Annotated in this window: 25 protein-coding genes; 15 read left to right on the top strand and 10 right to left on the bottom strand. The window is 69.7% G+C overall.

All coding sequences use genetic code 11. The annotated features are described in order from the left end of the window. Positions 1–4 precede the first annotated feature (4 nt). Positions 5–940, bottom strand: a complete 936-nt coding sequence (locus tag AB0N89_RS05150; RefSeq protein WP_364200357.1) for a pseudouridine synthase — start codon at positions 938–940, stop codon at positions 5–7. A gap of 284 nt (positions 941–1,224) precedes the next feature. Between AB0N89_RS05150 and AB0N89_RS05145 the strand changes: the two genes are divergently transcribed. Continuing rightward, complete coding sequence (locus tag AB0N89_RS05145) at positions 1,225–2,106, top strand: hypothetical protein (RefSeq protein WP_364200355.1); 882 nt, start codon at positions 1,225–1,227, stop codon at positions 2,104–2,106. Positions 2,107–2,249: 143 nt separating this feature from the next. Here AB0N89_RS05145 and AB0N89_RS05140 read toward each other — a convergent pair whose 3' ends face one another. After that, positions 2,250–2,648, bottom strand: a complete 399-nt coding sequence (locus tag AB0N89_RS05140; RefSeq protein WP_364200353.1) for a DUF5313 domain-containing protein — start codon at positions 2,646–2,648, stop codon at positions 2,250–2,252. A 114-nt stretch (positions 2,649–2,762) separates the two neighbouring features. Between AB0N89_RS05140 and AB0N89_RS05135 the strand changes: the two genes are divergently transcribed. Continuing rightward, a complete protein-coding gene (locus AB0N89_RS05135) occupies positions 2,763–3,206 on the top strand; it encodes a MarR family transcriptional regulator (protein WP_364200467.1) in 444 nt (147 codons plus the stop codon). Between the two features lie 100 nt (positions 3,207–3,306). Next, a complete protein-coding gene (locus tag AB0N89_RS05130; RefSeq protein ID WP_364200351.1) occupies positions 3,307–3,738 on the top strand; it encodes a DUF6292 family protein in 432 nt (143 codons plus the stop codon). A 4-nt stretch (positions 3,739–3,742) separates the two neighbouring features. Here the strand turns inward: AB0N89_RS05130 and AB0N89_RS05125 are convergent, their stop codons facing one another. Continuing rightward, positions 3,743–4,489, bottom strand: a complete 747-nt coding sequence (locus AB0N89_RS05125; RefSeq protein WP_364200349.1) for an alpha/beta fold hydrolase — start codon at positions 4,487–4,489, stop codon at positions 3,743–3,745. A 160-nt stretch (positions 4,490–4,649) separates the two neighbouring features. Here AB0N89_RS05125 and AB0N89_RS05120 point away from each other — a divergent pair, with 160 nt between their 5' ends. Then, positions 4,650–5,540 carry a TIGR03854 family LLM class F420-dependent oxidoreductase gene (locus AB0N89_RS05120; RefSeq protein ID WP_364200347.1) on the top strand — a complete coding sequence of 297 codons (891 nt, stop codon included), beginning with the start codon at positions 4,650–4,652 and terminating at the stop codon, positions 5,538–5,540. On the opposite strand, the gene AB0N89_RS05115 is transcribed toward AB0N89_RS05120, so the two are convergent. Then, on the bottom strand, positions 5,537–7,057 hold the full coding sequence (locus AB0N89_RS05115) for an MDR family MFS transporter (protein WP_364200345.1): 1,521 nt from the start codon (positions 7,055–7,057) through the stop codon (positions 5,537–5,539). The genes AB0N89_RS05120 and AB0N89_RS05115 overlap by 4 nt on opposite strands. A gap of 111 nt (positions 7,058–7,168) precedes the next feature. On the opposite strand from AB0N89_RS05115, the gene AB0N89_RS05110 reads away from it, so the two are divergent. From AB0N89_RS05110 to ligD, 3 genes are read left to right on the top strand one after another with little or no spacing between them, the layout of a single operon-like run. After that, positions 7,169–8,320 (top strand): DUF1015 family protein, encoded by a 1,152-nt coding sequence (locus tag AB0N89_RS05110; RefSeq protein WP_364200343.1) that lies wholly within the window; start codon positions 7,169–7,171, stop codon positions 8,318–8,320. 39 nt (positions 8,321–8,359) lie between these two features. Then, the gene (locus AB0N89_RS05105; RefSeq protein WP_364200341.1) at positions 8,360–9,439 is read left to right on the top strand and encodes an ATP-dependent DNA ligase; all 1,080 of its coding nucleotides are present in this window, start codon (positions 8,360–8,362) and stop codon (positions 9,437–9,439) included. Then, the gene (ligD, locus tag AB0N89_RS05100; protein ID WP_364200339.1) at positions 9,436–10,437 is read left to right on the top strand and encodes a non-homologous end-joining DNA ligase; all 1,002 of its coding nucleotides are present in this window, start codon (positions 9,436–9,438) and stop codon (positions 10,435–10,437) included. The genes AB0N89_RS05105 and ligD overlap by 4 nt, the downstream gene beginning before the upstream one ends. A 46-nt stretch (positions 10,438–10,483) precedes the next feature. On the opposite strand, the gene AB0N89_RS05095 is transcribed toward ligD, so the two are convergent. Both AB0N89_RS05095 and AB0N89_RS05090 read right to left on the bottom strand, forming a co-directional pair. After that, the gene (locus tag AB0N89_RS05095) at positions 10,484–10,750 is read right to left on the bottom strand and encodes a hypothetical protein (protein ID WP_364200337.1); all 267 of its coding nucleotides are present in this window, start codon (positions 10,748–10,750) and stop codon (positions 10,484–10,486) included. A gap of 115 nt (positions 10,751–10,865) precedes the next feature. Continuing rightward, positions 10,866–11,882, bottom strand: a complete 1,017-nt coding sequence (locus AB0N89_RS05090; protein ID WP_364200335.1) for a GTP-binding protein — start codon at positions 11,880–11,882, stop codon at positions 10,866–10,868. Between the two features lie 375 nt (positions 11,883–12,257). Between AB0N89_RS05090 and AB0N89_RS05085 the strand changes: the two genes are divergently transcribed. The 4 genes from AB0N89_RS05085 (at position 12,258) to AB0N89_RS05070 (ending at position 14,838) form a co-directional block, all read left to right on the top strand. Continuing rightward, positions 12,258–13,466 carry a nitric oxide synthase oxygenase gene (locus AB0N89_RS05085; RefSeq protein ID WP_364200334.1) on the top strand — a complete coding sequence of 403 codons (1,209 nt, stop codon included), beginning with the start codon at positions 12,258–12,260 and terminating at the stop codon, positions 13,464–13,466. Positions 13,467–13,554: 88 nt separating this feature from the next. Next, on the top strand, positions 13,555–14,061 hold the full coding sequence (locus AB0N89_RS05080) for a flavodoxin domain-containing protein (RefSeq protein ID WP_364200332.1): 507 nt from the start codon (positions 13,555–13,557) through the stop codon (positions 14,059–14,061). Between the two features lie 39 nt (positions 14,062–14,100). Further along, the gene (locus AB0N89_RS05075) at positions 14,101–14,370 is read left to right on the top strand and encodes a DUF1905 domain-containing protein (protein WP_364200330.1); all 270 of its coding nucleotides are present in this window, start codon (positions 14,101–14,103) and stop codon (positions 14,368–14,370) included. Then, a complete protein-coding gene (locus tag AB0N89_RS05070) occupies positions 14,371–14,838 on the top strand; it encodes a hypothetical protein (RefSeq protein ID WP_364200328.1) in 468 nt (155 codons plus the stop codon). A gap of 272 nt (positions 14,839–15,110) precedes the next feature. Here the strand turns inward: AB0N89_RS05070 and AB0N89_RS05065 are convergent, their stop codons facing one another. Continuing rightward, entirely contained in the window at positions 15,111–16,631 is a 1,521-nt protein-coding gene (locus AB0N89_RS05065) for a sialidase family protein (RefSeq protein WP_364200326.1), read from the bottom strand. Positions 16,632–16,818: 187 nt separating this feature from the next. Between AB0N89_RS05065 and AB0N89_RS05060 the strand changes: the two genes are divergently transcribed. Both AB0N89_RS05060 and AB0N89_RS05055 read left to right on the top strand, forming a co-directional pair. Then, positions 16,819–17,436, top strand: a complete 618-nt coding sequence (locus AB0N89_RS05060) for a hypothetical protein (protein WP_364200324.1) — start codon at positions 16,819–16,821, stop codon at positions 17,434–17,436. A 12-nt stretch (positions 17,437–17,448) separates the two neighbouring features. Further along, entirely contained in the window at positions 17,449–18,009 is a 561-nt protein-coding gene (locus tag AB0N89_RS05055) for a hypothetical protein (protein WP_364200323.1), read from the top strand. On the opposite strand, the gene AB0N89_RS05050 is transcribed toward AB0N89_RS05055, so the two are convergent. Both AB0N89_RS05050 and AB0N89_RS05045 read right to left on the bottom strand, forming a co-directional pair. Further along, on the bottom strand, positions 17,981–18,679 hold the full coding sequence (locus AB0N89_RS05050) for a Crp/Fnr family transcriptional regulator (protein ID WP_364200321.1): 699 nt from the start codon (positions 18,677–18,679) through the stop codon (positions 17,981–17,983). The genes AB0N89_RS05055 and AB0N89_RS05050 overlap by 29 nt on opposite strands. Positions 18,680–18,729: 50 nt before the next feature. After that, positions 18,730–20,154: a PLP-dependent aminotransferase family protein gene (locus AB0N89_RS05045; RefSeq protein ID WP_364200320.1), complete on the bottom strand. Its 1,425-nt coding sequence runs from the start codon at positions 20,152–20,154 to the stop codon at positions 18,730–18,732. Here AB0N89_RS05045 and AB0N89_RS05040 point away from each other — a divergent pair. Continuing rightward, on the top strand, positions 20,153–21,049 hold the full coding sequence (locus tag AB0N89_RS05040; RefSeq protein WP_364200318.1) for a DMT family transporter: 897 nt from the start codon (positions 20,153–20,155) through the stop codon (positions 21,047–21,049). The two genes, AB0N89_RS05045 and AB0N89_RS05040, sit on opposite strands and share 2 nt — an antisense overlap. A 56-nt stretch (positions 21,050–21,105) precedes the next feature. Then, the gene (locus AB0N89_RS05035; RefSeq protein WP_364200316.1) at positions 21,106–22,281 is read left to right on the top strand and encodes an MFS transporter; all 1,176 of its coding nucleotides are present in this window, start codon (positions 21,106–21,108) and stop codon (positions 22,279–22,281) included. Here AB0N89_RS05035 and AB0N89_RS05030 read toward each other — a convergent pair. Continuing rightward, positions 22,259–23,248, bottom strand: a complete 990-nt coding sequence (locus AB0N89_RS05030; protein WP_364200314.1) for a putative sulfate exporter family transporter — start codon at positions 23,246–23,248, stop codon at positions 22,259–22,261. The two genes, AB0N89_RS05035 and AB0N89_RS05030, sit on opposite strands and share 23 nt — an antisense overlap. Positions 23,249–23,272: the final 24 nt, after the last annotated feature.

The following is a 23,272-nucleotide window of genomic DNA, read 5'->3' as shown; positions in this document are numbered from 1 at the left end:
GGCGTCACGGACCTCGGCGCCAGGCGTCGAGGTCCGTCCACGCTTCGAGGGTCCGCCGGCTTTCGAACCGGCGGCGTTCCCCGCTGACCGGATCGGTGAACTCGAGGACTTTCGCCAGCAGCTGCAAGGGTTCGGTGAAGTCGTCGAGCGGGGTTTCGGTCAGCTCGGGGTAGAAGTCGTCGCCGAGAATCGGCAATCCCAGGCCGCTCATGTGCAGTCTGAGCTGATGGGTGCGGCCGGTCGCCGGGAGCAGACGGTAGCGGCCGAGGCCGTCGCGGTGCTCGATCAGCTCGACGCGGGTTTCGGCGTTGGGCGGCCCGTCGACCTCTTGCGCGGCGATGACCCCGCGTTCCTTGACGATGCGGCTGCTGATCGCGCGCGGCATCGCGATATCCGGATCGTGGCGCGCGATCGCCTCGTATTCCTTGTGTACCAAGCGATCCCGGAACATCGTCTGATACTTGCCGCGGACCTCGGGGGTGATCACGAACAGGATGAGCCCGGCGGTCACCCGGTCGAGCCGGTGCGCGGGGCTGAGTCGCGGGAGATCGAGTTCACGGCGGAGACGGACCAGCGCGGTCTGCAGAATGTGCCGTCCGCGCGGGATCGTCGCGAGGAAATGCGGCTTGTCGGCGATCAGGAAATGCTCGTCGCGGTGGACGACGGAGACCTCGAACGGGACGTCGACCTCGTCGGGAAGGTCGCGATGGAACCAGATGAACGAGTCCGGCACGAACGGTGAATCGACACCCAGCGGCCCGTCCAGCCCGACGATGCGCTCTTCACGGAGCATCTCCTCGATCCGCTCGGGCGTGACCCGGGGGAGCCGCTCGACGAGGTGCTCCCGCAGCGTCGTCCACGGTCCCTCGGCGGGCATCTTGAGCCTCGCGGGGTCGAGCCCGTGACGGGGCGGGAGCGGCGGGCGGAGCTTGCGTCTCATCACCACGCACTTTAGCCGCGGCGGCTCTTCCGGCCTGGTCGTGGGCCGCCGGTCGGGCAGGTGGAGGGTGTCCCGAAAGTGGCTTTCAGGACATCAGACGTCGCGAAAGTGGCTTTCGCGACGCCCTCTGCCGAGTTATCCACAGTGGGGCTGGTGTGGCGAGTTGTCCACAGGTTGGGCGGAAGGTACTGGCGACCGGGGACGGGAACGCCGACGATCAAGGGGTGAAAGCCGGAGATGGGGCTCGTGATCACGAGCGGCTCTACCAGCACAGTCGTGGCGGCGTGATCACGGTCGCCCGATTGATGGAACTCGGCGTCCCGTCGAGGACCTGCTATCGGCGTTGCCGCCCTGGAAAACAGTGGCGACGGCTGCTGCCGGGTGTCTTGCTGCTGAATTCCGGCGAGCCGACGCGACGGCAACTGGTCGACGCCGCTCTTCTGTACGCCGGGCCGGACGCGGTGGTGACGGGAGCGATCGCGTGCCGTCGCCAAGGTTTGAGCATGCTCCCGAGTGATGTATTCCGTGTCCACCTCCTCGTGCCTCTCGAACGCAAGGTCGGCAGTTCCGGGCACGTGATCATCGAACGCACTACCCGGCTGCCGCAGGCGATCGTGTTTGACGGGGTACCGCTGGCGCCCTTGGTCCGATCGGTTCTCGACGAGTGCCGCCGGCTCGGCTCACGGCAGGAGGTTTCGGCTCTGCTTGCCGAGGCGGTGCAGCGGGGTGTGAGCCTTCCGGAGCTGTTCGCCGAACTCGACGAAGGGAGCAGTCGCGGTACTGCGATCCCGCGCGAGGCCTTGCGTCGCATCGCCGGCGGAGCACGGTCGGCCGCGGAGGTCGACGCGATGAGAGTGTGGCGTACGAGTGGTTTGCCGGAGCCGCGATGGAATCACGAACTGCGGGACGAAAACGGTGAGTACATCGCGACCGCCGACGGATACTTCGTGGCGGTGAATTTGGCTTGGGAGATCGATTCGTACGATTTCCACTTCGGCAAACAGCACTACGCCGCGACTGTGGCGAGGAACGCCAGGTACGCCGCCGCCGGTATCACTGTCCTCCAGACCTTGCCCAGCCGACTGCGGACGGAGCCGAAGCGCGTGGTCGCCGAACTGGTGGCCGCGTATCGTGCCGCTGAGGCCCGCACGCGCCGTGCGGCCTGAGCCGCTGTGGAGAGCCGCGCTTCTGTGTCGCGAAAGCCACTTTCGCGACGTCTGATGTCCCGAAAGTGGCTTTCGCGACACGGTCACCGCAACACCGACGAGGCAAACCCCAGTGCGAGCAGGAGCCCGCACGCGAAGCGGGGTCAGGCGCCGGCCTGGTCGCGATACCGCGCCAGATACCGCTCCGTCACCTCGGCCTCCGCGATCGCGGTCGCCTCGGCGCGCGTCCGCCGCCCGATGCCCGGCGGGAAGCCGTTCTTGGCGAGCCGGTGCTCGATGCTCTCCTCCATGTAGGCCATCGAGTAGAAGTACGCCACGAGCGCGGCCATCAGCACGATCGCGAGCCGCAGGGGGAGCGGGCCGGGCAGGAGCAGCCACACCGCGCAGAGCGGGGCGATCATCACCGTGCTGCGGGCGACGTGCCGCCAGCGCCAGCTTCCGGTGGTCGCGTCGTGGAGAATCCAGTCGTGGTAGCGCTCGGGCAGCCTGCCGCCGAGTGAGTACCACAGCCAGCGGAACACATCCGGGCGCTTGCGGGGCATCGGGCGACTCCTTCCGTCGATGTCCGTCACAGTACACTAATGATTAGCACGCTAATCTTTAGTGTCGCGCACGCCACGGCTAGGATTCGCGGCATGAACTCGGAAGGGCCGGAGATGAAGTCGATCGATCTGGGCGAGGATCCGCTCGCGCTGGAGCGTCAGGTGTGTTTCGCGCTGTCGGTCGCGTCGCGCAGCGTCATCGCCATCTACCGCCCACTGCTCGAACCCCACGGACTCACCCATCCGCAGTACCTGGTCATGCTGGCGCTGTGGGAGCGGGGCCCGCAGGCGGTGAAGGACCTGAGCGCCGCTCTGCGCGCCGAGCCCGCGACGCTGTCACCACTGCTCAAAAGGCTGGAGACGATCGGGTACGTCACCCGCAGGCGCAGCGCCGAGGACGAACGGCTGCTGACGGTCGAGCTGACGGAATCGGGTCGTGCCCTGCGCGCGGAGGCGGAAAAGATCCCGTACCGCGTCGTCGAAAAGCTCGGCATGGAGGTTTCCGAGCTGGAGGCGCTGCACAAGGCACTGACGCGGGTCATCGAAGCCACGGCTTGACCGACCCGAAACCGTGGTGTGACGAAATGAGAGTGTGAAGCCGGCCCGGGGTGGGTAATTCCCGTCACGCCAACTCAAAGTGACAGGAAGCTGAGGGACCGTGACCACCTCGACCCCCGCGCCCACGGAAGCAGGTCTGGATCTCATGACCAGGCTGAACGCCTATCTGGAGGACGTGGCAGCGGCACTGGGTATACGGATGGACGCGTGCACGGCCGACCTCGTCGATCCCGTCACCGCCCGGTTGAGGCTGAACTGGCGCCTTCCCGGCTTCCCCGAACGCGACGTCGACCTGATATGGCACGAAGAGCACGGCTGGTCCGCCGCCGTCGCGACGCACTCCGGCGACGACCACCACGTCGTCGTCGCCTACCTCGGAGGCCGGACGGTGGCGTCACAGCCCCGTCTGGTGGCCCGGTTCGCCGAGACCCTGCGCACCGGGAACCACCAGGACTGCTGGCCGGGCGCGCCCACGTTGCGCACCGCGGGCGGACCGTCCGCGCTGGCCAAGGAACTGTCCGGCTGGGCCTGAAAGGTCAGGGGCTGACGGTCAGCTTGCCGAGGATGCGGGAGGCGACGGCGTCCAGATTGTCGTCGACGAAGAAGTGCCCGCCCCGGTACACCGCCGTTTCGAAGGTGCCGGTGGTGTGCTCACGCCAGTTTTCGACGTCCGGAACGTCGATGACGGGGTCCGCGTCTCCGGCGAGCGCCACGACGGGGCAGCTCACGTCGGGACCGGGCCGGTAGCGGTAGGTCTCGACGGCCTTGTAGTCGCCGCGCAGCGCGGGCAACGCGAGCGCGCGGATGTCCGGGTCGTCGAAGATCGACGCGTCCGTACCGCCGAGCCTGCTGACTTCGGCGAGGAACGTGTCGTCGTCGGCGAGATGGTGCGCCCTCTCCTTGAACACGTCCGGGCCGCGGCGGGCCGACACGAACAGCGCCGCGGGAACGAGTCCGCGCGCTTCGAGGCGCCGTGCGAGCTCGAACGCGACGATGGCGCCCATGCTGTGGCCGAAGAGGGCGAACGGCTTCGGCAGCGCGGCGACGACGTCCACCAGCTGATCGGCAAGGACGTGCAGATCGTCGATGACCGGCTCGGCCATGCGGTCCTGTCGTCCCGGGTACTGGACGGTGTGCACCTCGACGGTGGGCGAGAGAGCGGCCGAAAGCTGCCGGTACGCGCTCGCCGAGCCGCCGGCGTGCGGGAAGGCGACGAGCCGCATCCCGGCCGCGGGCGCCGGGTGGAAGCACCGTGTCCAACTGCGGAAAGCCTGCCCTGCCATCGAAAATCCCCCATTCCGCGCGGGAACGGCCCGCACGACACCCGAATGTACGGGGAATTCGCGGGAAGAGTCCATGGGTGTGCGGGGTTGTTCACGCCGGGTCCTGGTGTGAAAACTGGACATCGGCCCGAATCCCGGGCCCGGGCGGAAGGGAGCGAGTGTGGCGGAGGAGCTGAAGATCAGGGTCGGTGCCGGGCTGGGGACCGGGACGGCGCCCGAGGAGTTCGGTGCCGCTGTGGATCTGCTGGAGCGGGCGGGCGTCGATTCGCTCTGGCTGCCCGAGGCGGTGTATTCGCCCAGGATCGACCCGGTCGTCGGGGTGACGCACGCTCTCGCCCGCACCTCGAACCTGAAGGTCGGCACCGGCGTGCTGGTGCTGCCCGGCCGTGACCCGGTGCTCGTCGCCAAACAACTCGCCTCACTCGCCGCGCTCGCGCCGAAAAGGGTGCTCCCGGTCTTCGGCCTGAAGCCCGCCCGCGAAGCCGAACTCCCGCTTTTCCCGGTGCCGCAAGGCCGTCGCGCGGCGGTGTTCGACGAGTCGTTGCTCCTGATCAAAGCGTTGCTGGAACAGGAAGAAGTGACCTTCGAGGGCGAGTTCTTCCGCGTCGAGGGCGTGGGCCTGGGCATGCGCCCGGTGAAGCGGCTCGACCTCTGGCTCGGCGGGAAGGCGCCCGGCGCGCTGCGGCGGGTCGGCAGGCTCGCGGACGGCTGGCTGGCCAGCTTCCTCACCCCGGAGGAGGCGCGGGCCGGCCGCGAGGCGATCCAGAAGGCCGCAGCCGAGGCGGACCGGGAAGTCGAGGCCGACCACTTCGGGATCAGCCTGATCGTCGCCGAGGACGGGATCCCGGACGCGCTCGCGGCTTCGATCGCGGCACGGTCCGACGCGGATCCGTCCCGGCTGATCGCGGGCAGCTGGCGCGCCGCCCGCGATCTGGTCGCCGAGTACATCGACGCCGGGCTGAGCAAGTTCGTGCTGTACCCGGCCGGACCGGAGCCGATCGAGCGGTTCGTCGAGAACTTCGCCGAGCACGCCGTCCCGCTGCAGAACTAGTCGAACTTCAGCTCTTCGGTCCGCCGCGGCATCAGCAGCAGCGCGCCCACGCTGAGCACGGCGACCACCAGCATCGCCAGGAAGACGTGGTGCGTGGCGCCCGCGAGGGCGTCCCGCACGAACGACGTCGTCGGTGTCTCCGGACCGTCGCCGCCCAGGACGACGCTGGTCGCGTCGACACCGGACGGCAGGCCGGAGACCCCGGCGGGCGGACTGGCGAACCGGCTCGCCAGGGTGGCGTTCGCGATCGCGCCGAACATCGCCACCCCGACCGCGCTGCCCAGCGAGCGGCTGAACATGTTGGTCGCGGTGACGACACCGCGCCGTTCCCAGCCGATGGTGGACTGCACGGCGATCAGCGTCGGGCTCGACGTCAGGCCCAGCCCCAGCCCGAGGACGAACGCCGCCGCGGCCGCCAGCCAGATCGACGACCCCGCCGCCAGGAACACCGTCAGCCCGGCGCCCGCGATGACGGCACCGCTGCCGATCAGCGCGGTGTCCCGGAACCCGATCCGCATGTAGATCCGGCCCGCCAGCGACGCCGAGATCGGCCAGCCGACGGTCAGCGCCGCCAGCGCGAACCCGGCGACGAGCGCGCCGGTGCCGAGCACTCCCTGGGAGAACGTCGGCAGGTACGAGGTGAGCCCCATCAGCAGCATGCCGACGACGACGGCGACCAGGTTCCCGCCGATCAGCGTCCGTTTGGTGAAGATCCACAGCGGCAGCACCGGCTCTTCGGCCTTGCGTTCCACGAACACGAACGCCGTCAGCAGCACCACCGCGCCCGCGAAGATCACCAGGCTCGGCGCGGACGCCCAGCCCCAGGCGACCCCGCCTTCGAGCAGGCCGAGGATCAGCAGCGAGCAGCCGAGGGTGAGCAGCGTGGCGCCGAGGTAGTCGATCCGGTGCGAACGGCGTTCGACGCGCTCGCGGAAGTTCCGGAACAGCATCCACGCCGCCAGCGCGCCGAGCGGCAGGTTGATGAAGAAGATCCAGCGCCAGTCGAGGTACTCGGCGAACACGCCGCCCAGCGTCGGCCCGACCACCGACGAGATGGCCCAGACGCTGGCGAGATAGCCCTGCACCCTGGCGCGTTCCTCGACCGTGTACATGTCGCCGACCATGGTCAGCGCGATCGGCTGGATGGCACCCGCGCCGATGCCCTGCACGGCGCGGGCGGCGATCAGTACCGGCATGCTCCAGGCCGCGCCGCACAGCACCGAGCCCAGCAGGAAGGCCGCGATCCCGAAGAACATCACCGGCCGCCTGCCGAGCACGTCGGCGAACTTGCCGTACAGCGGAACGGTGACCGCCTGGGTCAGCAGGTAGATCGAGAACAACCAGGGGAACTGCGAGAACCCGCCCAGGTCGGCGACCACCGAGGGCACCGCCGTCGCGATGATGGTCGAGTCCAGGGCGATCAGGCCGGAACACAGCATCACGGCGATCAGGACGGGACCGCGTTCCGAACGGAAACCGACCCCTTCCTTCGCGGCGACCGGGGCCGGGGTGGTCATCTGCGGGGCTCTCCTCGGGCTCATGAAGGGCGTCAACTGTTTCGCATGGGTAAGCATTCCACGGAGACACCCGGTCATGGGACCGATTTTTTCCGTGAGGTATCCCGCAAAATGGATCGGATGAGCACCTGGATCCGCCCGATCGACCGTGGCTGGGTTGTCCGCGACACCGTCCCGGGGCCCGACGTCGACGAGTTCGCCGACCCGGACCGGGTCGCCACCGCGCTCGCCGGCGCGCGCGGGGACAGCCTGCTGGCGGTCCAGCATCCGGCCAGGACCCCGGCCGCGCTGGCGGGAGGCCTCTCGATGGAGGAGGCGTTGCCGCAGGCCAGAGCGACTTTCGAGCGGATCCGGGAGCAGCATTACCGCCCGGTCGCCTCGGTCGTCGCGCCGTATCGCATCGACGGGCCGGACGGCGTCGCGCTGGGCGTGCTGTGCCTCGTCGACCCCGCGGCGGTGCGGGCCGACGGCGTGACCCGCGTCCGGCACACCGAGGACGTCTATCCGGACGTCGTCGCGGAGCGGGCCGCGATGCTCGCGGGGCTCGGTGTCGCCACGAGCGCCGCCATGCTGGTCCCCGCTACCGGTGGCCGTGCGCTGACCGCGCTGATCGAACGGATCTGCCGGGGGCGGGCGCCCACCCTGTCCACAGTGGACGGCGCGGGCCGCAAGCACGAGCTGTGGCTCGCCGGTCCTGGCGACGGCCAGGACGCACTGCTGGCGACCCTCGACGAGCTGGACCTGCTGGTCGCGGACGGCAATCACCGCGTCGCGGCCGCCGCGGCGTCGGGGCGGGGCGCGTTGCTGGCGCTGGTCACCGGGGGACCGGGGCTGCGGATCGGGCCCATCCACCGGGTGCTCGCGGGCACCGGTCTCGACGCGACGACGCTGGTCCGGCGTTGGACGGAGGCGGGGTTCGAGGTGCACCCCGGTCCGCCTAGGCCGCCCGTCGAAGCGGGGGAGGTGACCGTGCTGGCGGGGGCGCGGGCCTTCCGGGTCGTGCTCGGCAAGGCGGGCGGCGACCACGCCGTGGTCGAGCAGGAGCTGCTGAGCGGGGTGCTCGGCGTCGATCCGGAAGGGCCGGGCGTGCGTCCGTTGCTGCCGGGAGCCCCGGTGCCCGAGGACGCGGACGCGGTGTTGTTGCTGGCCCCGGTCCCGTACGCGGAAGTGCTCGCCGTCCACGCGGCCGGGCTGCGGATGCCCAGGAAGGCCACGTATTTCACGCCGAAACCGCGCAGCGGGCTCCTCCTGGCCGAGCTTTAGCGCCGCGCTTTTGTCGGTGGTCCGGCTTAGGATCACGTCGTGGAATTGCCCGTGATGCCACCCGTGAAGCCGATGCTGGCCAAGGCCGTGCACGAACTGCCGCGCACGCCGGGGCTGCTGTACGAGCCGAAGTGGGACGGCTTCCGCTGCGTGGTGTTCCGCGACGGCGACGAGGTCGTGCTGGGCTCGCGCAACGACAGGCCGCTGACGAGATACTTCCCCGAACTGGTCGAGCTGCTCAAGGAGGCGCTGCCCGAGCGCTGCGTGATCGACGGCGAGATCGTGCTGGTCACCGAGGGTGGACTCGATTTCGAGGCGCTTCAGTTACGTCTGCACCCGGCGGCGTCCCGGGTGAACAAGCTCGCCGCCGAGACGCCGACCAGTTTCGTGGTGTTCGACCTGCTGGCCCTGGACGACCGGGACTTGACGCCGGAGCCGTTCGGGGAGCGGCGGAAGCTGCTCGAAAGCGTCATCGACACGAAGTTCGCCCGGGTGCACCTCACCCCGCTGTCCGAGGACCCCGACGTCGCCCAGGACTGGTTCACCCGGTTCGAGGGCGCGGGCTTCGACGGCGTGATGGCCAAACCCGCCGACGCGCCCTACGAGCAGGACAAACGCGTGATGTGGAAGGTCAAGCACCAGCGGACCGCGGATTGCGTCGTCGCTGGGTTCCGGTGGCACAAGGATGGCGCCGGCGTCGGATCGCTGCTGCTCGGGCTCTACAACGACGAGGGCGTCCTGCACCACGTGGGCGTGGCCAGCAGTTTCACCGCCGCGAGAAGGCGTGAGCTGGTGGACGAGCTCGCGCCGCTGCGGGAGAACGCGCTGGAGAACCATCCCTGGCGCGAGTGGGCCGAGGCCCACGAAGAGGCGGGCGGCCGGATGCCGGGCGCGGGCAGCCGGTGGGCGCCGCAGAAGGATCTGAGCTGGGAGCCGGTCCGCATCGAATGGGTCGCCGAAGTCCGCTACGAGCACGTCGAGGGCACGCGGTTCCGCCACGGCGGCAGGCTCGTGCGTTTCCGGCCGGACCGCGAACCGGCCTCGTGCACGTACGCGCAGCTCGAAGAGGTCCCGCCCGCCGAGCTGGCCACGCTGTTCACCGAGCTGGGGGAGACATGAAGTCGGAACCGGTCACGCTGGACCTGGACGGCGTCGAGTTCACGGTGTCCAATCCGGGCAAGGTCTACTTCCCGGAGAACGGCGAGACCAAACTGGACCTGGTCGAGTACTACCGCGCCGTTTCGAAGCCGCTGCTGGCGCAACTCGGCGACAGGCCGCTGCTGCTGGAACGCTATCCCGACGGCGCGGGCGGGAAGTCGTGGTTCCAGAAGCGGGTCCCGAAGAACGCGCCCGGCTGGCTGACCACGACGGTGGTGTCCACTCCGAACGGGACCACGTCGGACGCGCTCGTGGCGAAGGACCTCGCGCACGTCATCTGGGCGGTGAACCAGGGCTGCCTCGGGTTCCACGTGTGGCCGAACCGGGCCGACGCGCCGGACATCAGCGACCAGTTGCGCGTCGACCTCGACCCGTCGCCGGGCATCGGGTTCCCCGAACTGCGGCACGGTGCCGTCCTGACGAAGGCGCTGCTCGAAGAACTGGGCATCACCGCGCAGATCAAGACTTCCGGTTCACGCGGCTTGCATCTTTACGTTCCGCTGGAACCGAAGTGGGACGCCTACGAGGTCCGCGCGGCCGCCGTCGCGCTCGCCCGTGAACTCGAGCGCCGTCATCCGGAAGAGATGACGGCGCAGTGGTGGAAGGAAGAACGCGGCTCTCGCGTGTTCGTCGACTTCAACCAGAACGCGCCGCACAAGACGGTGTTCGGCGCGTGGTGTGTGCGGCCGCGCGTCGGCGGGCAGGTGTCGACGCCGATCGGCTGGGACGAACTGGAGACCGTCGAGCCGGACAAACTGACACTGTCCACTGTGCCCGCTCGCTTCGCCGAACGCGGAGACCCTTGGGAGAGAACGAAACCGCAGTCGATCGAGCCGTTGCTGGAAATGTCCCGAAAGGACATGGCGAACGGGCTCATGGACGCGCCCTGGCCGCCCGTGTACCCGAAGATGCCGAACGAGCCGCCTCGCGTGGCGCCCAGCCGGGCGAAGAGGGACTAAGGGCGTCCGCCCGCCGCAAGGGGCATTCAGTCCTCTGAACGCGGGGTCAGAGCGGCAGGTCGAAGGCGAGCTGGGTGTTCACGGCGGGCTCGGCCTCGCGGGTGGAGCGGTGGCCCGGCAGGGTCGCGGCGCAGCGCGGGCACGGAGCGACGTCGCTGGTGGTGAGATCCACCGGTGTCCACATCCGGGATTCCTTGTCCCCGCAGGCGGAACGCCGGTAGCGGAGGTCTTCGGAGCGGGTCATCAGGTGCGCGGCGGGGGAGTCCTCCGGCAGCGCGCCGACCAGGTACCAGCGTCCGGCGGTGTTCGTCATGGAACTGTCCTCCCGATACAGGTGGTCCAGCTCGAGATTTCCTTCCACGGGACAGTGTCAAGCAGACACGCGGCGATAGCCGGTATTCGCCGCCGTTCGGCGTGTCAGTCTTGATTCAATCCTGGATGAATCGGAGGACGCGCAGCATTCCCCGCTCGTCGACGACCGCGGGATCGTCGGCGACGCACTCATTGAGGCGTGCGGTGACGGTCTCGGTGTCGATTCCTGAACCGATCAGCACCAGTTCGCTCCGCCGCGCCTGGCCCGACGGCCACGCCGACCGCTCCAGCTGGATGAACGAGCCCACGGTGTGCAGGCCGAACCGGGACCGCGGGCCGTTCGGGCCGAAATCGAGGAAACCCTTGATCCGGTAGAGCCCGCCGGGGCGCTGTTCGAGGAAGTCCATCAGCCGCCGCGGGTCCAGCGGCCGCTCGGCGGTGAAGGCGACGCTGTCGTAAGCCGTGTGGAAATGGTGCTCGTGGTCGTGCTCCTCCTCGCGGAGGTCGTCGAACGACAGCTGACCCACCCGGTCGCGTGGCCGGGCGTCGAAGAACAGCGTGGGGTCGATCCGGCCGTGTGAGGTCGCGATCACCGGGGTGCCGGGCGCGATCTCGTCGATCGTGCCGCGCAGCTTGGCCAGGGCTTCTTCGTCGGCCCGGTCGGTCTTGTTGAGCACGACCAAGTCGGCGAATCCGAGGTGCTCGTCCAGTTCCGGATGCCGCTTCCTGGTCGCCTCGAACTCGGCCGCGTCGACGAGTTCGACGAGACCGCCGTACGCGATGACGGGATTCTCACTGGCGATCATCAGGCGGATGAGGTCGCGTGGCTCGGCGAGCCCGCTGGCTTCGATCACGATGACGTCGATGCCGGCCTCGGCCTCGGAAAGCTTGGCGAGCATGGCGTCGAGGCCGCTCGCGTCGACGGCGCAGCACAGGCAGCCGTTGCCGAACGCCATCATGGTGTCGACCTGGCCGGAGACGGCCATCGCGTCGACCGCGATGCTCCCGAAGTCGTTGACCACGACACCGATCCGCGCACCTTGGCGGTTGGCCAGCAGATGATTCAGCAGTGTGGTCTTGCCGGAGCCGAGGAAGCCCGCGACCAGGATGACCGGAATCCGCCTGTCGACCACGATTTTCCTTTCCGCCGGGATGCCCGCACTCTAGCGATGGCCCCCGCGGGTCAATACACCGGCATGGGGAAAGAACAGAAGAGCAGGCGGATGAATACGCTCGAAAGAGTGACGAATGACGATCATAAAACTGATCTTGGGTAAGCGTGATCATTTTGCCCGGCGCAATTCGGTGAATATCACGCGAAGTGGTAATCGACTCCAAATATTGTCGTCGGCGAGCACGCTGCCTGCGGAAATGTCATCGAGGCGGTGGCTTCTGCCATTTGGAGGATAGTGCTCGTCTTTCCGTGAGGTATCCTCTTTCGTCTGGTCCGGACCCGGCCGTCTCGCCGATCAGGCATGATCCTCCGGGCATTCCCGAGTGCAGGAGGAATGGTGATCGTTCCCGCCGCCGGAGCCGGCGTCGAATTCGGAGAGTGGGAGGCGGAGGTATCGACGGCCTCCATGCAGGTGACGGATATCCCTCGCTTGCCTCCGGAGGTGGGGCCGCGGGAACGGAGCGTGGACGTGGCCGAGGCGGAGGACTTCCTCCGGCTCTTTCACGCCGAGGCGGACGGAGGCGCCGAACCACTACGCGAGCGGCTCGACCACGTTCGCGCCGAGATCCACGAGACCGGCACCTACCGGCACACCACGGCCGAGGTCGAGTTCGGCGCCCGGGTGGCCTGGCGGAACTCCGCGCGGTGCATCGGGAGGCTGTATTGGCAGGGGCTGAAGGTGCGGGATCGTCGTGACGTCGAAGGCGCGGAAGCCATCGCCGGCGAGTGCGTCACGCATCTGCGCGAGGCGACCCGGGACGGCCGGATCCGCTCGACCATCACCGTGTTCGCGCCGGACGGCCCGGCGGGGCCGGGGCCGAAGATCCACAACGACCAGCTCATCCGGTACGCCGGCTACCGGCTCGGCGACGGATCGGTACTGGGCGATCCACGCCACGCCGACTTCACCGAGACCGTCCAGGAGCACGGTTGGCGCCCGCCCGAACGCAAAGGCTCCTTCGACGTCCTCCCGCTGCTCATCGAGGCCGAACAAGGGGACCGGCGGCTGTTCGGGCTGCCCGCGGACGCCGTGCTGGAGGTCCCGTTGTCGCATCCCGACCACCGATGGTTCGCCGGGCTCGGGCTGCGCTGGCACGCGGTGCCGGCGATCAGCAACATGCGCCTGGTCATCGGCGGGATCACCTACCCCGCGGCGCCGTTCAACGGCTGGTATCTCGCCACCGAGGTCGGCGCGCGCAACCTGGCCGACGCCGACCGCTACGACCTGCTCCCGGTGATCGCGGACCTGATGGGGCTGTCGACGAAATCGGACCGCACCCTGTGGCGTGACCGCACGCTGGTCGAACTGACGCTGGCGGTCCAGCATTCCTTCGACGCGGCGGGCGTGACCGTCGCCGACCACCACACCGAATCGCGGCGGTTCCTCACGCACATCGCCAAGGAAGAGCGCGCCGGCCGCCGTTGCCAGGCGGAGTGGAGCTGGATCGTCCCGCCGTTGTCCGGTGGGCAGACGGCGGTGTTCCACCGCTACTACGACGAACCCGATCCGGCCGCGAGACCGGCGTTTCTGCCTCCCGGGTAGGGCACAGACGGGTGAAGAGGTGAGCGGAATGCGGCGTGTCGATAGGCCGGACGGTGGCGTGGGTTGCGGCCGCGCGGACAATGGGGGCATGACCGCAGTGCTCGTCGCCCACGCCGGCCGGTCCGGCGGGACAAGGGAGATCGCCGAGGTGATCGCCGCCGAACTGCGGGAAAGCGGGCTCACGACCGATCTGCTGGACGCCGCCGAGGTCGAGGACGTCGAACCGTATGGCGCGGTGATCGTCGGGAGCGCCCTGCACCACCGGCGATGGCGTCCGGAAGCGGTGCGCCTGCTCACCGAGCACGAGGAAGCACTGCGGAGCCGTCCGGTGTGGTTGTTCCACAGCGGGCCCTGCGGGCCGTCCGCCGCGGGCAAACGCGTCAGCCTGCCCGCCGGAGTCGCTTTGCTGGCAGCACGGATCGACGCCGAGCGCACGGCCACCTTCGGCGGCAGGCTCACCCCGGCCACCGCGCGCGGCCTGTACTGGAAGATCATGGCCCTCGGTCCCTGGGCGGGCGACTTCCGCGACTGGCCGTCGATCCGGGCCTGGGCGCGCGACGTCGGCCGCCGCGTCCGCATCCGCGTCGCCCTCTGAAGTCCCGGTTTCGTCGGTGCCCTGTCGTAGGGTGCCGGTATGGACAAACGGTTCACCGCGACGCTGCTCAAGAGCCCCGAGAAGGGCGGCTGGACGTATGTGGTCATGCCCGGCTCCGCCGAGTTCTTCGGCACGAAGGGGCTGGTGAAGGTGCGCGGGACCATCGACGGACATCCGTTCCGGAGTTCGTTCATGGCCCTCGGCGACGGCACCCACAAGCTCCCGGTGAAGGCCGACGTGCGCAAGGCGATCGGCAAGGAAGAGGGCGACACCGTGGACGTCGTCCTGCTCGAAAGGCTGGAGGGCTGAATGGCCGCGGACTGGAAGCCGTCGCCGGTCATCAAGATCTACGAGGCGCTCGGCGCGGTGGCCGACGGGCGGGTGGAGGTCGACGGTGACACGGCGCGCGTCGCGTCGTCGGACAAAGCGAAGACGTACGACGTCCGCCACGATCCCGCCGCGGGTTCGATCACGGCCAACGACAACGGGTCCTACTGGCAGGGGTACCTCGGTTACCCGGGCATCGCGTACCTGATGGCGCGGGGCGTGATCGGCTACGACAGCGGGCTCGCCGAAGAACTGGCGGGCGTGCCGTGGAAGGAACTCGCGACGAAGTACCGCAACGACTGGGCGAAGGTCGAGAAGCACGTCCGCGACGACCTGTCCGGCCGAGGCGTGGATCTGGACCGGTTCGACGCCGGGCTCGCGGAGATCGCGGGACAGCTGGAGAAACTGGGGCTCACGAAGCTTCCCCCGCGGTTGCGGCCGCCCAAGTGAGCGTGAAGGCCTCCTTGCCTACCCTGAAGGTAGTGAAGGAGGCCTTCACGGACACCGGATCGCCGACGCCTGTCCCGATCGCACCAGTAGTTACAGCGCCACCGAGCCTGTTTTCGCAACATCGCTTTCCCGTCAGGCCGCATCGGGCCGAGAGGGGCGTGTGAGGCAGGGCAAGGGTGTCGTGTTCGGGCGAGACGGGCGATCATTCGTGATCAGGCGGCGATCTCGCGTGATCAGAGACGGATCTCGCGTGATCAGACGACGTTCACCGCTCAGCCGCAGTGCCCGGACGGGCTGTCGTACTTGACCCCGCCCGCGGAACCGCCCCACTTCACGCACTTGTCCGCCGCGGCCGCCTTCACCGGTCCGGCGAACCACGAGTACGACCCGGAGTCGGTGAGCCGGGACGATCCCGCGACCTCGAGGTAGGCCGACGTCGCGGTCGCGGTGCCCGCCGACGCGCTCTTCATCGTGCTGACACAGTTCTGCCCGTTGGAAGCGTTGTAGGACAGGTAAACCGTGCCCGCGGTCCCGAGCGGAGCCGAGTCGATCACGCCGTAGCCGCTGCCGCAGACCGGGGCGCCGAGGGTCGTCTCGGTGACGGTCGAGAAGCGGATGGTCTCGTTGGCGTTCCCCGCCGGGCCGGCCTCGTACAGCACGCCGACCGAGCCCGAGGACAACTGGACCATGTCGGAGTAGGCGGCGTCACCGCTCCACACCAGCGTTCCGGCGGAGTTGCCCTGCCAGTTCGCGCCCTCGTCGAACGAAGACCGCACGACGAGCTCCTTGCGGCGGTCGCAGACCGACGGCGCGGCGAACAGGATCCGGTTGTACTTGCCCGCCTTGTCGGTCGCGGTCATCCGCGCGGTCGAGGCCTGCACCACCGGGGTGATCAGGTCCTCTTCGAAGGTGAACTTGGTGGAGAAGCTGGCCCCGCCGTCGGAACTGATGGCGAACGCGCGGTTCTTCGCGCCGCCGCTGAGGCATTTGTTGCCGTTGTTGGCCTGGTTGCGTGCCGCCACGTAGATCCGGCCGTCGAGCAGTTCGGTGACGCTGATCTCCTGCGGGTTCAGCGTGGCCGACGTCGCCCGGCTGTCGGTGGCGCCGCGCTTCCACGTGACACCTTGGTCGTCGCTGTAGACGAGCGCGCCGCTGTTCTCGCCATCGTCGGTGTAGCTCATCCCGGCGACGATGCGGCCGGCGTGCGCGCCGCGCGTCAGCACGATGCCGTGCGACGGGCCGGTCGCGAGCCAGCCCGGCGCGGCGTCGAACCCGAGCTGCGTGGTGAGCACCTTCGGCGCGGTCCAGGTCTTGCCGTGATCGTCGCTGATCGAAACGCGTGGAATCCGGTTGCAGCCGGGGTTCTTGACGCATTCCATCACCGACAGCAGCACGATCCGCCCGGTGGACGGGACGACGATCGGCGTCGGGTTTCCTTTGGTGTCCCCGAAACCTTCGATGACGATCTTCGGCGCGGTCCAGGTCTTGCCGTTGTCGGCCGAGCGCTTCACGACGAGATCGATGTCGCCGCTGTCGTTGCAGAAGCTGGCGCCGCCTCGGCGGCCTTCGGCGAAGGCGAGCAGTTCGCCGTTGTTCGCCTTGACGATGGCGGGGATTCTGAAGCAGTCGTAACCTTCTGTTTTCTCTTTGTACACCAACGTGTTCCCGACTGCGGCCGCCGAGATCTGGTCGCCGGTGGCCGGGGTGGCGAGGGAAGTGGCCGGGGATGCGCCGACCGCCGCGGTGGCGACGAGGGCCGCGAAAAGGCCCTGTGCGACGCGGGAGATCTTCACGGGATTGCTCCGTCCTGGATTCGGTTCCGGGTGACGGGGCATCAGAGTCCTTCCGGCTCGTACAGCCGTCGTACAAGGCGCGTACAACCCGGTTTCGTCTTTTGTGTCAGGTGACGCAGAACGCCGGCGTCATCCCTGCCAAGCTCGGTCCCGCCGGACACGGTGCGAGATCGGGAGGGGAGGGCCGATGAAGGTGATCGATCCGGAGGGGCGCGAATGGGCGGTCGATCGCCGGTTCGCACCGTGGCGCCGGTGGGTCCAGCCGTTCGCTGGACTCACCGGCGGTTACCGGCACTACAAGCTCACCGCTGACTGGCGGATCCACCTCGACGACGGGCCCGTGGCCCGTGACGGCGAACCGGAAGCCGGTGCCAGCGGACCGGTGGCCAAGGCCGCGATGGGTCTGGTCGGGGTGCTGTTCGCGGTGGAGGCGCTCGCGATGGTGCCGGTGTACCTGCTGCTGGGGCTCCTCCTGTTGCCGTGCCTGCTGCTGGAACTGCTGTGCCAGGGAGTCTCGGGATCCGTCTCCATGGCCGTCCGGCGGTTCCGGAGAGCGCCGGTGCGGGTGGACGTCCTCGGCTGGCACAAGCGACAGAGCGGCCTGGCCTCGCTGACGATCCTCAAGGTCCACGACGACCTGGCGGAGCCCTTGATGATCGAGTTGTGCGGCCTGCTCCGCGATCGCGTGATGTTCGACCCCGGTGACCCGGCCGTGCGCGAGGCGCTCGCCCGGTTCGGCGCGCGCGTGGAACGGCACCGGACCCTGCTTCGTCGGAGAGCTGTGTCAAGATCCGCTCACCGATGACGGGGGAACGCGATGCGGGTGACCGATGCCGACGGCGGCGAATGGCTGATCGTGCGCCGGTTCGCGCCATGGCTGCGCCGGGTCCGCCCGTTCGCCATCGTCGCCGAACGCGAGCGCTACCGGGAAGTGTCGTTCACCCGGCACCGAGGCCTTCCCGGCGGCAAGGAACGGCTGAGCTTCGAGGATCTGCTGGTGCTGGGGATCGTGGTCGCGTACACGGCCTGGCTGACGCTGCTCCTGTCTCCATTCCTCCTGACGGAACTCCTGGCCTGGACGGTGACCGGTGCCGTCCTCTGGCTGGCCAGGCTGACCGGACTGGCCCGTGCCCGGATCGACCTCGTAGCGCCGCCCCCGGTCGTGCGCAGCCTCGCGCCGGTGCGCGTCCTGCTGGTGCCGAGGGCGGCCGCGGCCAGGCTCACCCGCGAACTCGCGGCGCTGATCGAGACCACGCCCGGCTTCGATCCGGAGAACGAACCACGGGTGCGGAAACTGTTCTCCGCCACCGGAGCACGCGTGGAGCGGCACTTCGGCCTGCCGTGGCGGCTCAGTGGTCGTCGGGCGCGAGCTGTTTGAGGTCGCGCAGGCTCCGGACGACCAGCCGCTGGCGCCCGGTGCTGAGTAGCCCGTCGGAGCGCAGGGTCCGCAGGGTCCGCGCGACGGCTTCCCGTGACGCGGACGCGAGTCCCGCCAGATCGCGCTGGCTGATCCGCAGGGCGATCAGAGTGCCGTCGGGGACGGGCACGCCGTACCGTTCGGCGAGGTCGACCAGGATCGCGGCGATGCGTTCGGCGGCCGTGCTGTCCCCGAATTCGGTCCGCCGCGAGTTGGCGTAGCGCAGCCGCGAGGTGATGATCCGGAGCAGGACCACGGAGATGCCGGGCTGTTCGCGGAGCACGGTGTTGAACGACCGCGCGGACAGCCACAGGCCGGTGACCGGTTCGACGGCGATCGCCGTGGCCGAGCGCAGGCTGCCGTCCATCGACGCCATCTCGCCGATGATGTCGCCCGGATCGCGGACGGCCAGCACGGCGTCGTAGCCGCCGGTGGACACCGATGTGATCTTCACCCGTCCGGTCATCAGGATCAGCACCCAGTCCGACCGGTCACCCTCGCGGATTATCACCGTCCCGGCCGGGTACCGGCGCAGTTCGGCCTCGGCGCGCAGCGCCTTGCGCTGGCCGTCGTCGAGCAGCTCCCAAAGCCTGCCGGGTGAATCCTGCGGCTCGGCCGCCGGTTGTGTCATTCCTTTTCGTCGCCTCCGTGCGCGATGGTACGAGCAAACCGCGCCAGGGGTTAACCGGGGATCTCTTGGTACGCCTGGGAAAGGCGCCGGATGCCGTCCCGGAGCTGCGTGCCCGTCGCGGCGCTGACGTAGCTCAGGCGCAGATAGGGGCCCGGCGCCTCGGCCGCGAAGTAGAGCCTGCCGGGGGTGACCGCTACTCCGGCCCGGAAAGCAGCGCTGGTCAACGCGATTTCGTCGGCGAAGGCGGGGAGCGGCTGCCACAGGTGATACCCGCCGGTCGGGACCGGGACGGTGCTCCACGACGGCAGGAACTCCCGCAGCGCCGAGACGGCGACGTCGCGGCGCTCCCGCAGCGAGGCGGCGAGGGTCCGCAGATGACGTGCCCAGGCCGGGGAGCTCACCAGCTCGAGCGCGGTTTCCTGCAGCGGACGCGGGACGAAGAAGCTCTCGACGGCGTGGAGGCCGCGCAGCCGTTCCAGCGCCGGGCCGCGGGCGGCCAGCGCGCTGATCCGCAGGCTCGGCGACGCCGGTTTGGTGAGCGACCGGATGTGCACCACGACGCCGTCCGGATCGTCGGCCACGAGCGGCGGCGGGGGAGCCGGGCTGCCGGGATGCGCCATCAGCCGCGCGAAATCGTCCTCGATGACGAAAGCGCCCGCGTCGCGCGCGATCCGCAGGACCTCGGCCCGGCGTTCGGCGCACAGCACCGCGCCGGTCGGGTTCTGGAACGCCGGCTGGCAGACGAACAGCCGGGCGCCGGTGTCGCGGAAGGCGTCGGCGAGCAGTTCGGGCCGGACGCCGTCGCGGTCCATCGGCACCGGGACCGGGCGCAGCCCCGAAGCCCTCGCAATGGCCAGCATCCCCGGGTACGTCGGGGATTCCACCAGCACCGGCGCGCCGGGGGCGCCGAGCGCGCGCAACGCCGTGGTCAGCGCGCTCTGCCCACCGGAGGTGACCAGCACGTTCTCGACGTTCACCGGGCTGCCGATGTCGCGGGCGAACCAGGCCCGCAGTTCGGGCAGACCGCAGATCGGCGGCCGCGTCCACGCGCCGGGACGGCGGCCGGCGCGAGCCGAAGCCGCCGCCAGTTCCCGTTCCGGCTGCAGGCTCGGATGCGTGTAGCCGCCGTTGAGGTCGATGACACCCGACGGCGGGTCGCTCAATGCGGCGAGCACGCCGGTCGCGTCGATCGCGCGGGTGCCGGACTGCGAGCTCAGCGCCACCTCCTGCCAGGACACGTCGCCGTTCACCACGACCTCGCGCGGCGGCGGGGCACGGAAGACCCCGGCACCGGGACGGGTGATCACCAGGCCTTCGGCGACCAGCGCGGAGATGGCGCGCGAGACCGTCACCGGGCTCACCTTCAGCTGCCGGACGAGCTCCCGGCTGGACGGGAGCTTTCCTTCGATCGGATAGCGCTCAAGCTCGGACCGCAGCTGTGTTACCAGGCTGGTGACGCTGCTACCATCGGACATGAGACTGGATGATAGCGCTATCGCGGACCGCGCAGTAGCGGTCCGCTCCGGGACCTTGCTGGCGGCGCTGGGTGTCCTCGCCTTCTCGTTCACGTTCCCCGCCACCGTGTGGGCGCTCAAGGGCTTCGACGCCTGGACCGCCACAGGCCTGCGAAGCGTCCTCGCCGCGCTGGTCGCCGGCACCTGTCTTCGCGTCTTCCGGGTCCCGTTGCCGAGGCGTGACCAGTGGCGCGGCCTGGCCGTGGTCTCCCTCGGCTGTGTCCTCGCGTTCCCGATCCTGACCACGCTCGCGCTCAAGACGTCGTCGACGGCGCATTCCGCGGTCGTCATCGGGCTGCTGCCGATGGCCACCGCCGTCATCTCGTCCAGGCTCACCGGGCATCGTCCGGCCCGCCGGTTCTGGCTCGCCGCCGCGGTCGGCGCGAGCGCGGTGGTCGTGTTCACCGTCGGCCAGAGCGGCGGCGGACTGTCCACAGCGGACCTGTTCCTGTTCGGCGCGCTCGTGCTGTGCGCGTTCGGGTACGCCGAGGGCGGCAGGCTGGCCAGGGAGATGGCAGGCTGGCACGTCATCGGGTGGGCGCTGGTCATCGCCCTGCCGTTCACCGCCGGGTTCGCCGTCTTCGGGCTGGTGACCGAGCCGCTGCACGTCACCGGCGAGGGGATCGCCGGTCTGCTCTACGTCGCGCTCATCTCGCAGTTCGGCGGATTCTTCGCCTGGTACCGGGGAATGGCCGAGATCGGCGTCGCGCGGGCGAGTCAGCTGCAGCTCGCCCAGCCATTGCTGACCCTGGTCTGGGCGGTCGTGCTGCTCGGCGAACACCTCCCGGCGGCCGCGCCGGTGACCGCGCTGATCGTCGTCGCCTGCATCGTCGTGACCCAGCGGTCCAAGAGCTAGATCAACGTCGCGAATCCGCCAGACCGCGGTGTCCGCGTGGTGATGGGCTGAAGCACATGACCGCTTCGACCCTCGACACCTCCGCACGGACCCCGCTGAAGGGATGGCTCGCCGTCCTCGCGGTGACGCTCGGGATCTTCTCCCTCGTCACCACGGAGATCCTGCCGATCGGCCTCCTGACCCCGATCGGCGAGGACTTCCGGATCACGCCGGGGACGGCGGGCCTGACCATGACCCTGCCCGGTTTCCTCGCCGCGCTCGCCGCCCCGGCCGTCACCGTCGCCGCCGGGCGGCTCGACCGCCGGATCCTGCTGTGCGCGCTGATGGCGGTGCTGGCACTGGCCGACGTCGTCGCGGCGACCTCGCAGGCCTACTGGGTGATGCTGGTCTCGCGCGTCCTGGTCGGACTGGTGATCGGCGCTTTCTGGGCGATCGGCTCCGGGCTCGCCGCGCGGCTCGTCGGACCGGGGCACGCGGGCCGCGCGACCGCGGTGATCTTCTCCGCCGTTCCGCTCGGTTCGGTGCTGGGCGTTCCCGCCGGGACGTTCGTCGGTGAGCTGTTCGGCTGGCGGGCGGCCTTCGCCGCGATGGCGGTCTTCACGATCGGCGTGCTCGCCGCACTGGCGTGGACGCTGCCGACACTGCCGTCGGCGACCGAGACCCGGCTCGGCGTCCTTCGCGCGATGACCCGCGGTCGGGCGACGCGGCTCGGCCTGCTCGTCACGGTGCTGGTCGTCCTCGCCCACTTCGGGACCTACACCTACGTCACGCCGCTCCTGCGGCAGGTGACACAGGTGAGCCCGGAGCTGATCACCGTCTTCCTGCTGGTCTACGGCACGGCCGGGATCGCGGGCAACTTCGTCGCCGGAGCGGCCATCGCGCGCGACCTCCGGCTGACCTTCCTCACCGCCGCCGGGCTGATCGGCGTCGCCACGTGCGCGCTGCCGTTCCTCGGCGAGTCGGAAGCCGGAGCGCTCGCGCTGCTGGTGATCTGGGGTTTCGCCTACGGGGCCGTCCCGGTCTGCTCGGGGACGTGGTTCGCGCGGGCCGCGCCGCAGGCGCCCGAGGCGGCGTCGGTGCTGTTCACCTCGTCGTTCCAGGCGACCCTTTCGGCGGGCGCGCTGCTCGGCGGGTTCGTCGTCGACGCGACCTCCGTCTCGGTGGTGATGGTCGCGGGCGCCGTGCTCGCGGTGCTCGCGGCAGGCGTGCTCAGCCGAGCGCGGTCAGCGTGACCAGCGCGGTGGTCCCGACCAGCAGGGTGGAGAGCAGGCCGAGCAGCAGGGCGCGGCCGCCGGTGCGGACGAGGGTGCCGATCCGGACCGCGCAGCCCAGCCCGAACAGCGCCCCGGCCAGCAGCAGCGTGCAGGCGACCTTGGCGACGTCGAGCGCGAGTCCCGGCACGACCCCGGTGCTGCGCACGGCGGCCATCGCCAGGAAACCGAGCACGAACAGCGGGACCAGCGGCGGCCGCTTGCCGTCGGCGGGGCGGTGGCGTTCGGCCACGCCGACCGCGGCGACCATCGGGGCCAGCAGGACCACCCGGCTGAGCTTGATCACGATGGCGACCGCGATGGCGGCGCTTCCTGCCGGGGTGGCCGCGGCGACGACCTGCGCGACCTCGTGCACGGACAGGCCGGCCCATTCACCGATCCGGGCCGTGTCCAGGTGCAGCCAGCCGCCGATCAGCGGCACGGCCGCGATGGCGAGCCCGCCGTAGAAGGTGACCAGCGCGACCGCGGTCGCGACGTCGGAGTCCTCGCGTTTCACGACGCCTTCCATGGCGGCGATGGCGGACGCCCCGCAGATCGAGAACCCGGTCGCGACCAGCATCGCCAGGCCGCGCGGCACGCCGAGGAGCCTGCCGAGACCGATCGTCCCGAGGAACGTGATCCCGACCGTGAGCACGACGGCGAGCAGCGTCCCGGGCCCCAGCGCCAGGACCGACGGCAGCGAGAGCTGCAGGCCCAGCAGCACGACACCGGCGCGAAGCAGCTTCTTGGTGACCCCGGAGATCGCCTTCCGGGTCTCGTCCGACAACGACGGCAGCGAGCCGGTGAGGATGCCGAGCACCACGGCGATGGTGAGCGCGCTGACGACCGGGAACGCGGTGCCGACCAGGTACGCGGCGGCCACTCCGGCGCCGGTGACGGCCAAAGCGGTCAGGTAGGGCTTCGTCGGCCGCGCGTGCGTGGTGCTCATGGTTCGAGCCTCGCCCGGAAGGGG

Source organism: Amycolatopsis sp. NPDC089917, assembly GCF_040684635.1.
GTDB lineage: Bacteria > Actinomycetota > Actinomycetes > Mycobacteriales > Pseudonocardiaceae > Amycolatopsis.
Note: the sequence above shows the minus strand (reverse complement) of the source record. Positions and strands in the feature narration are given on the sequence as shown.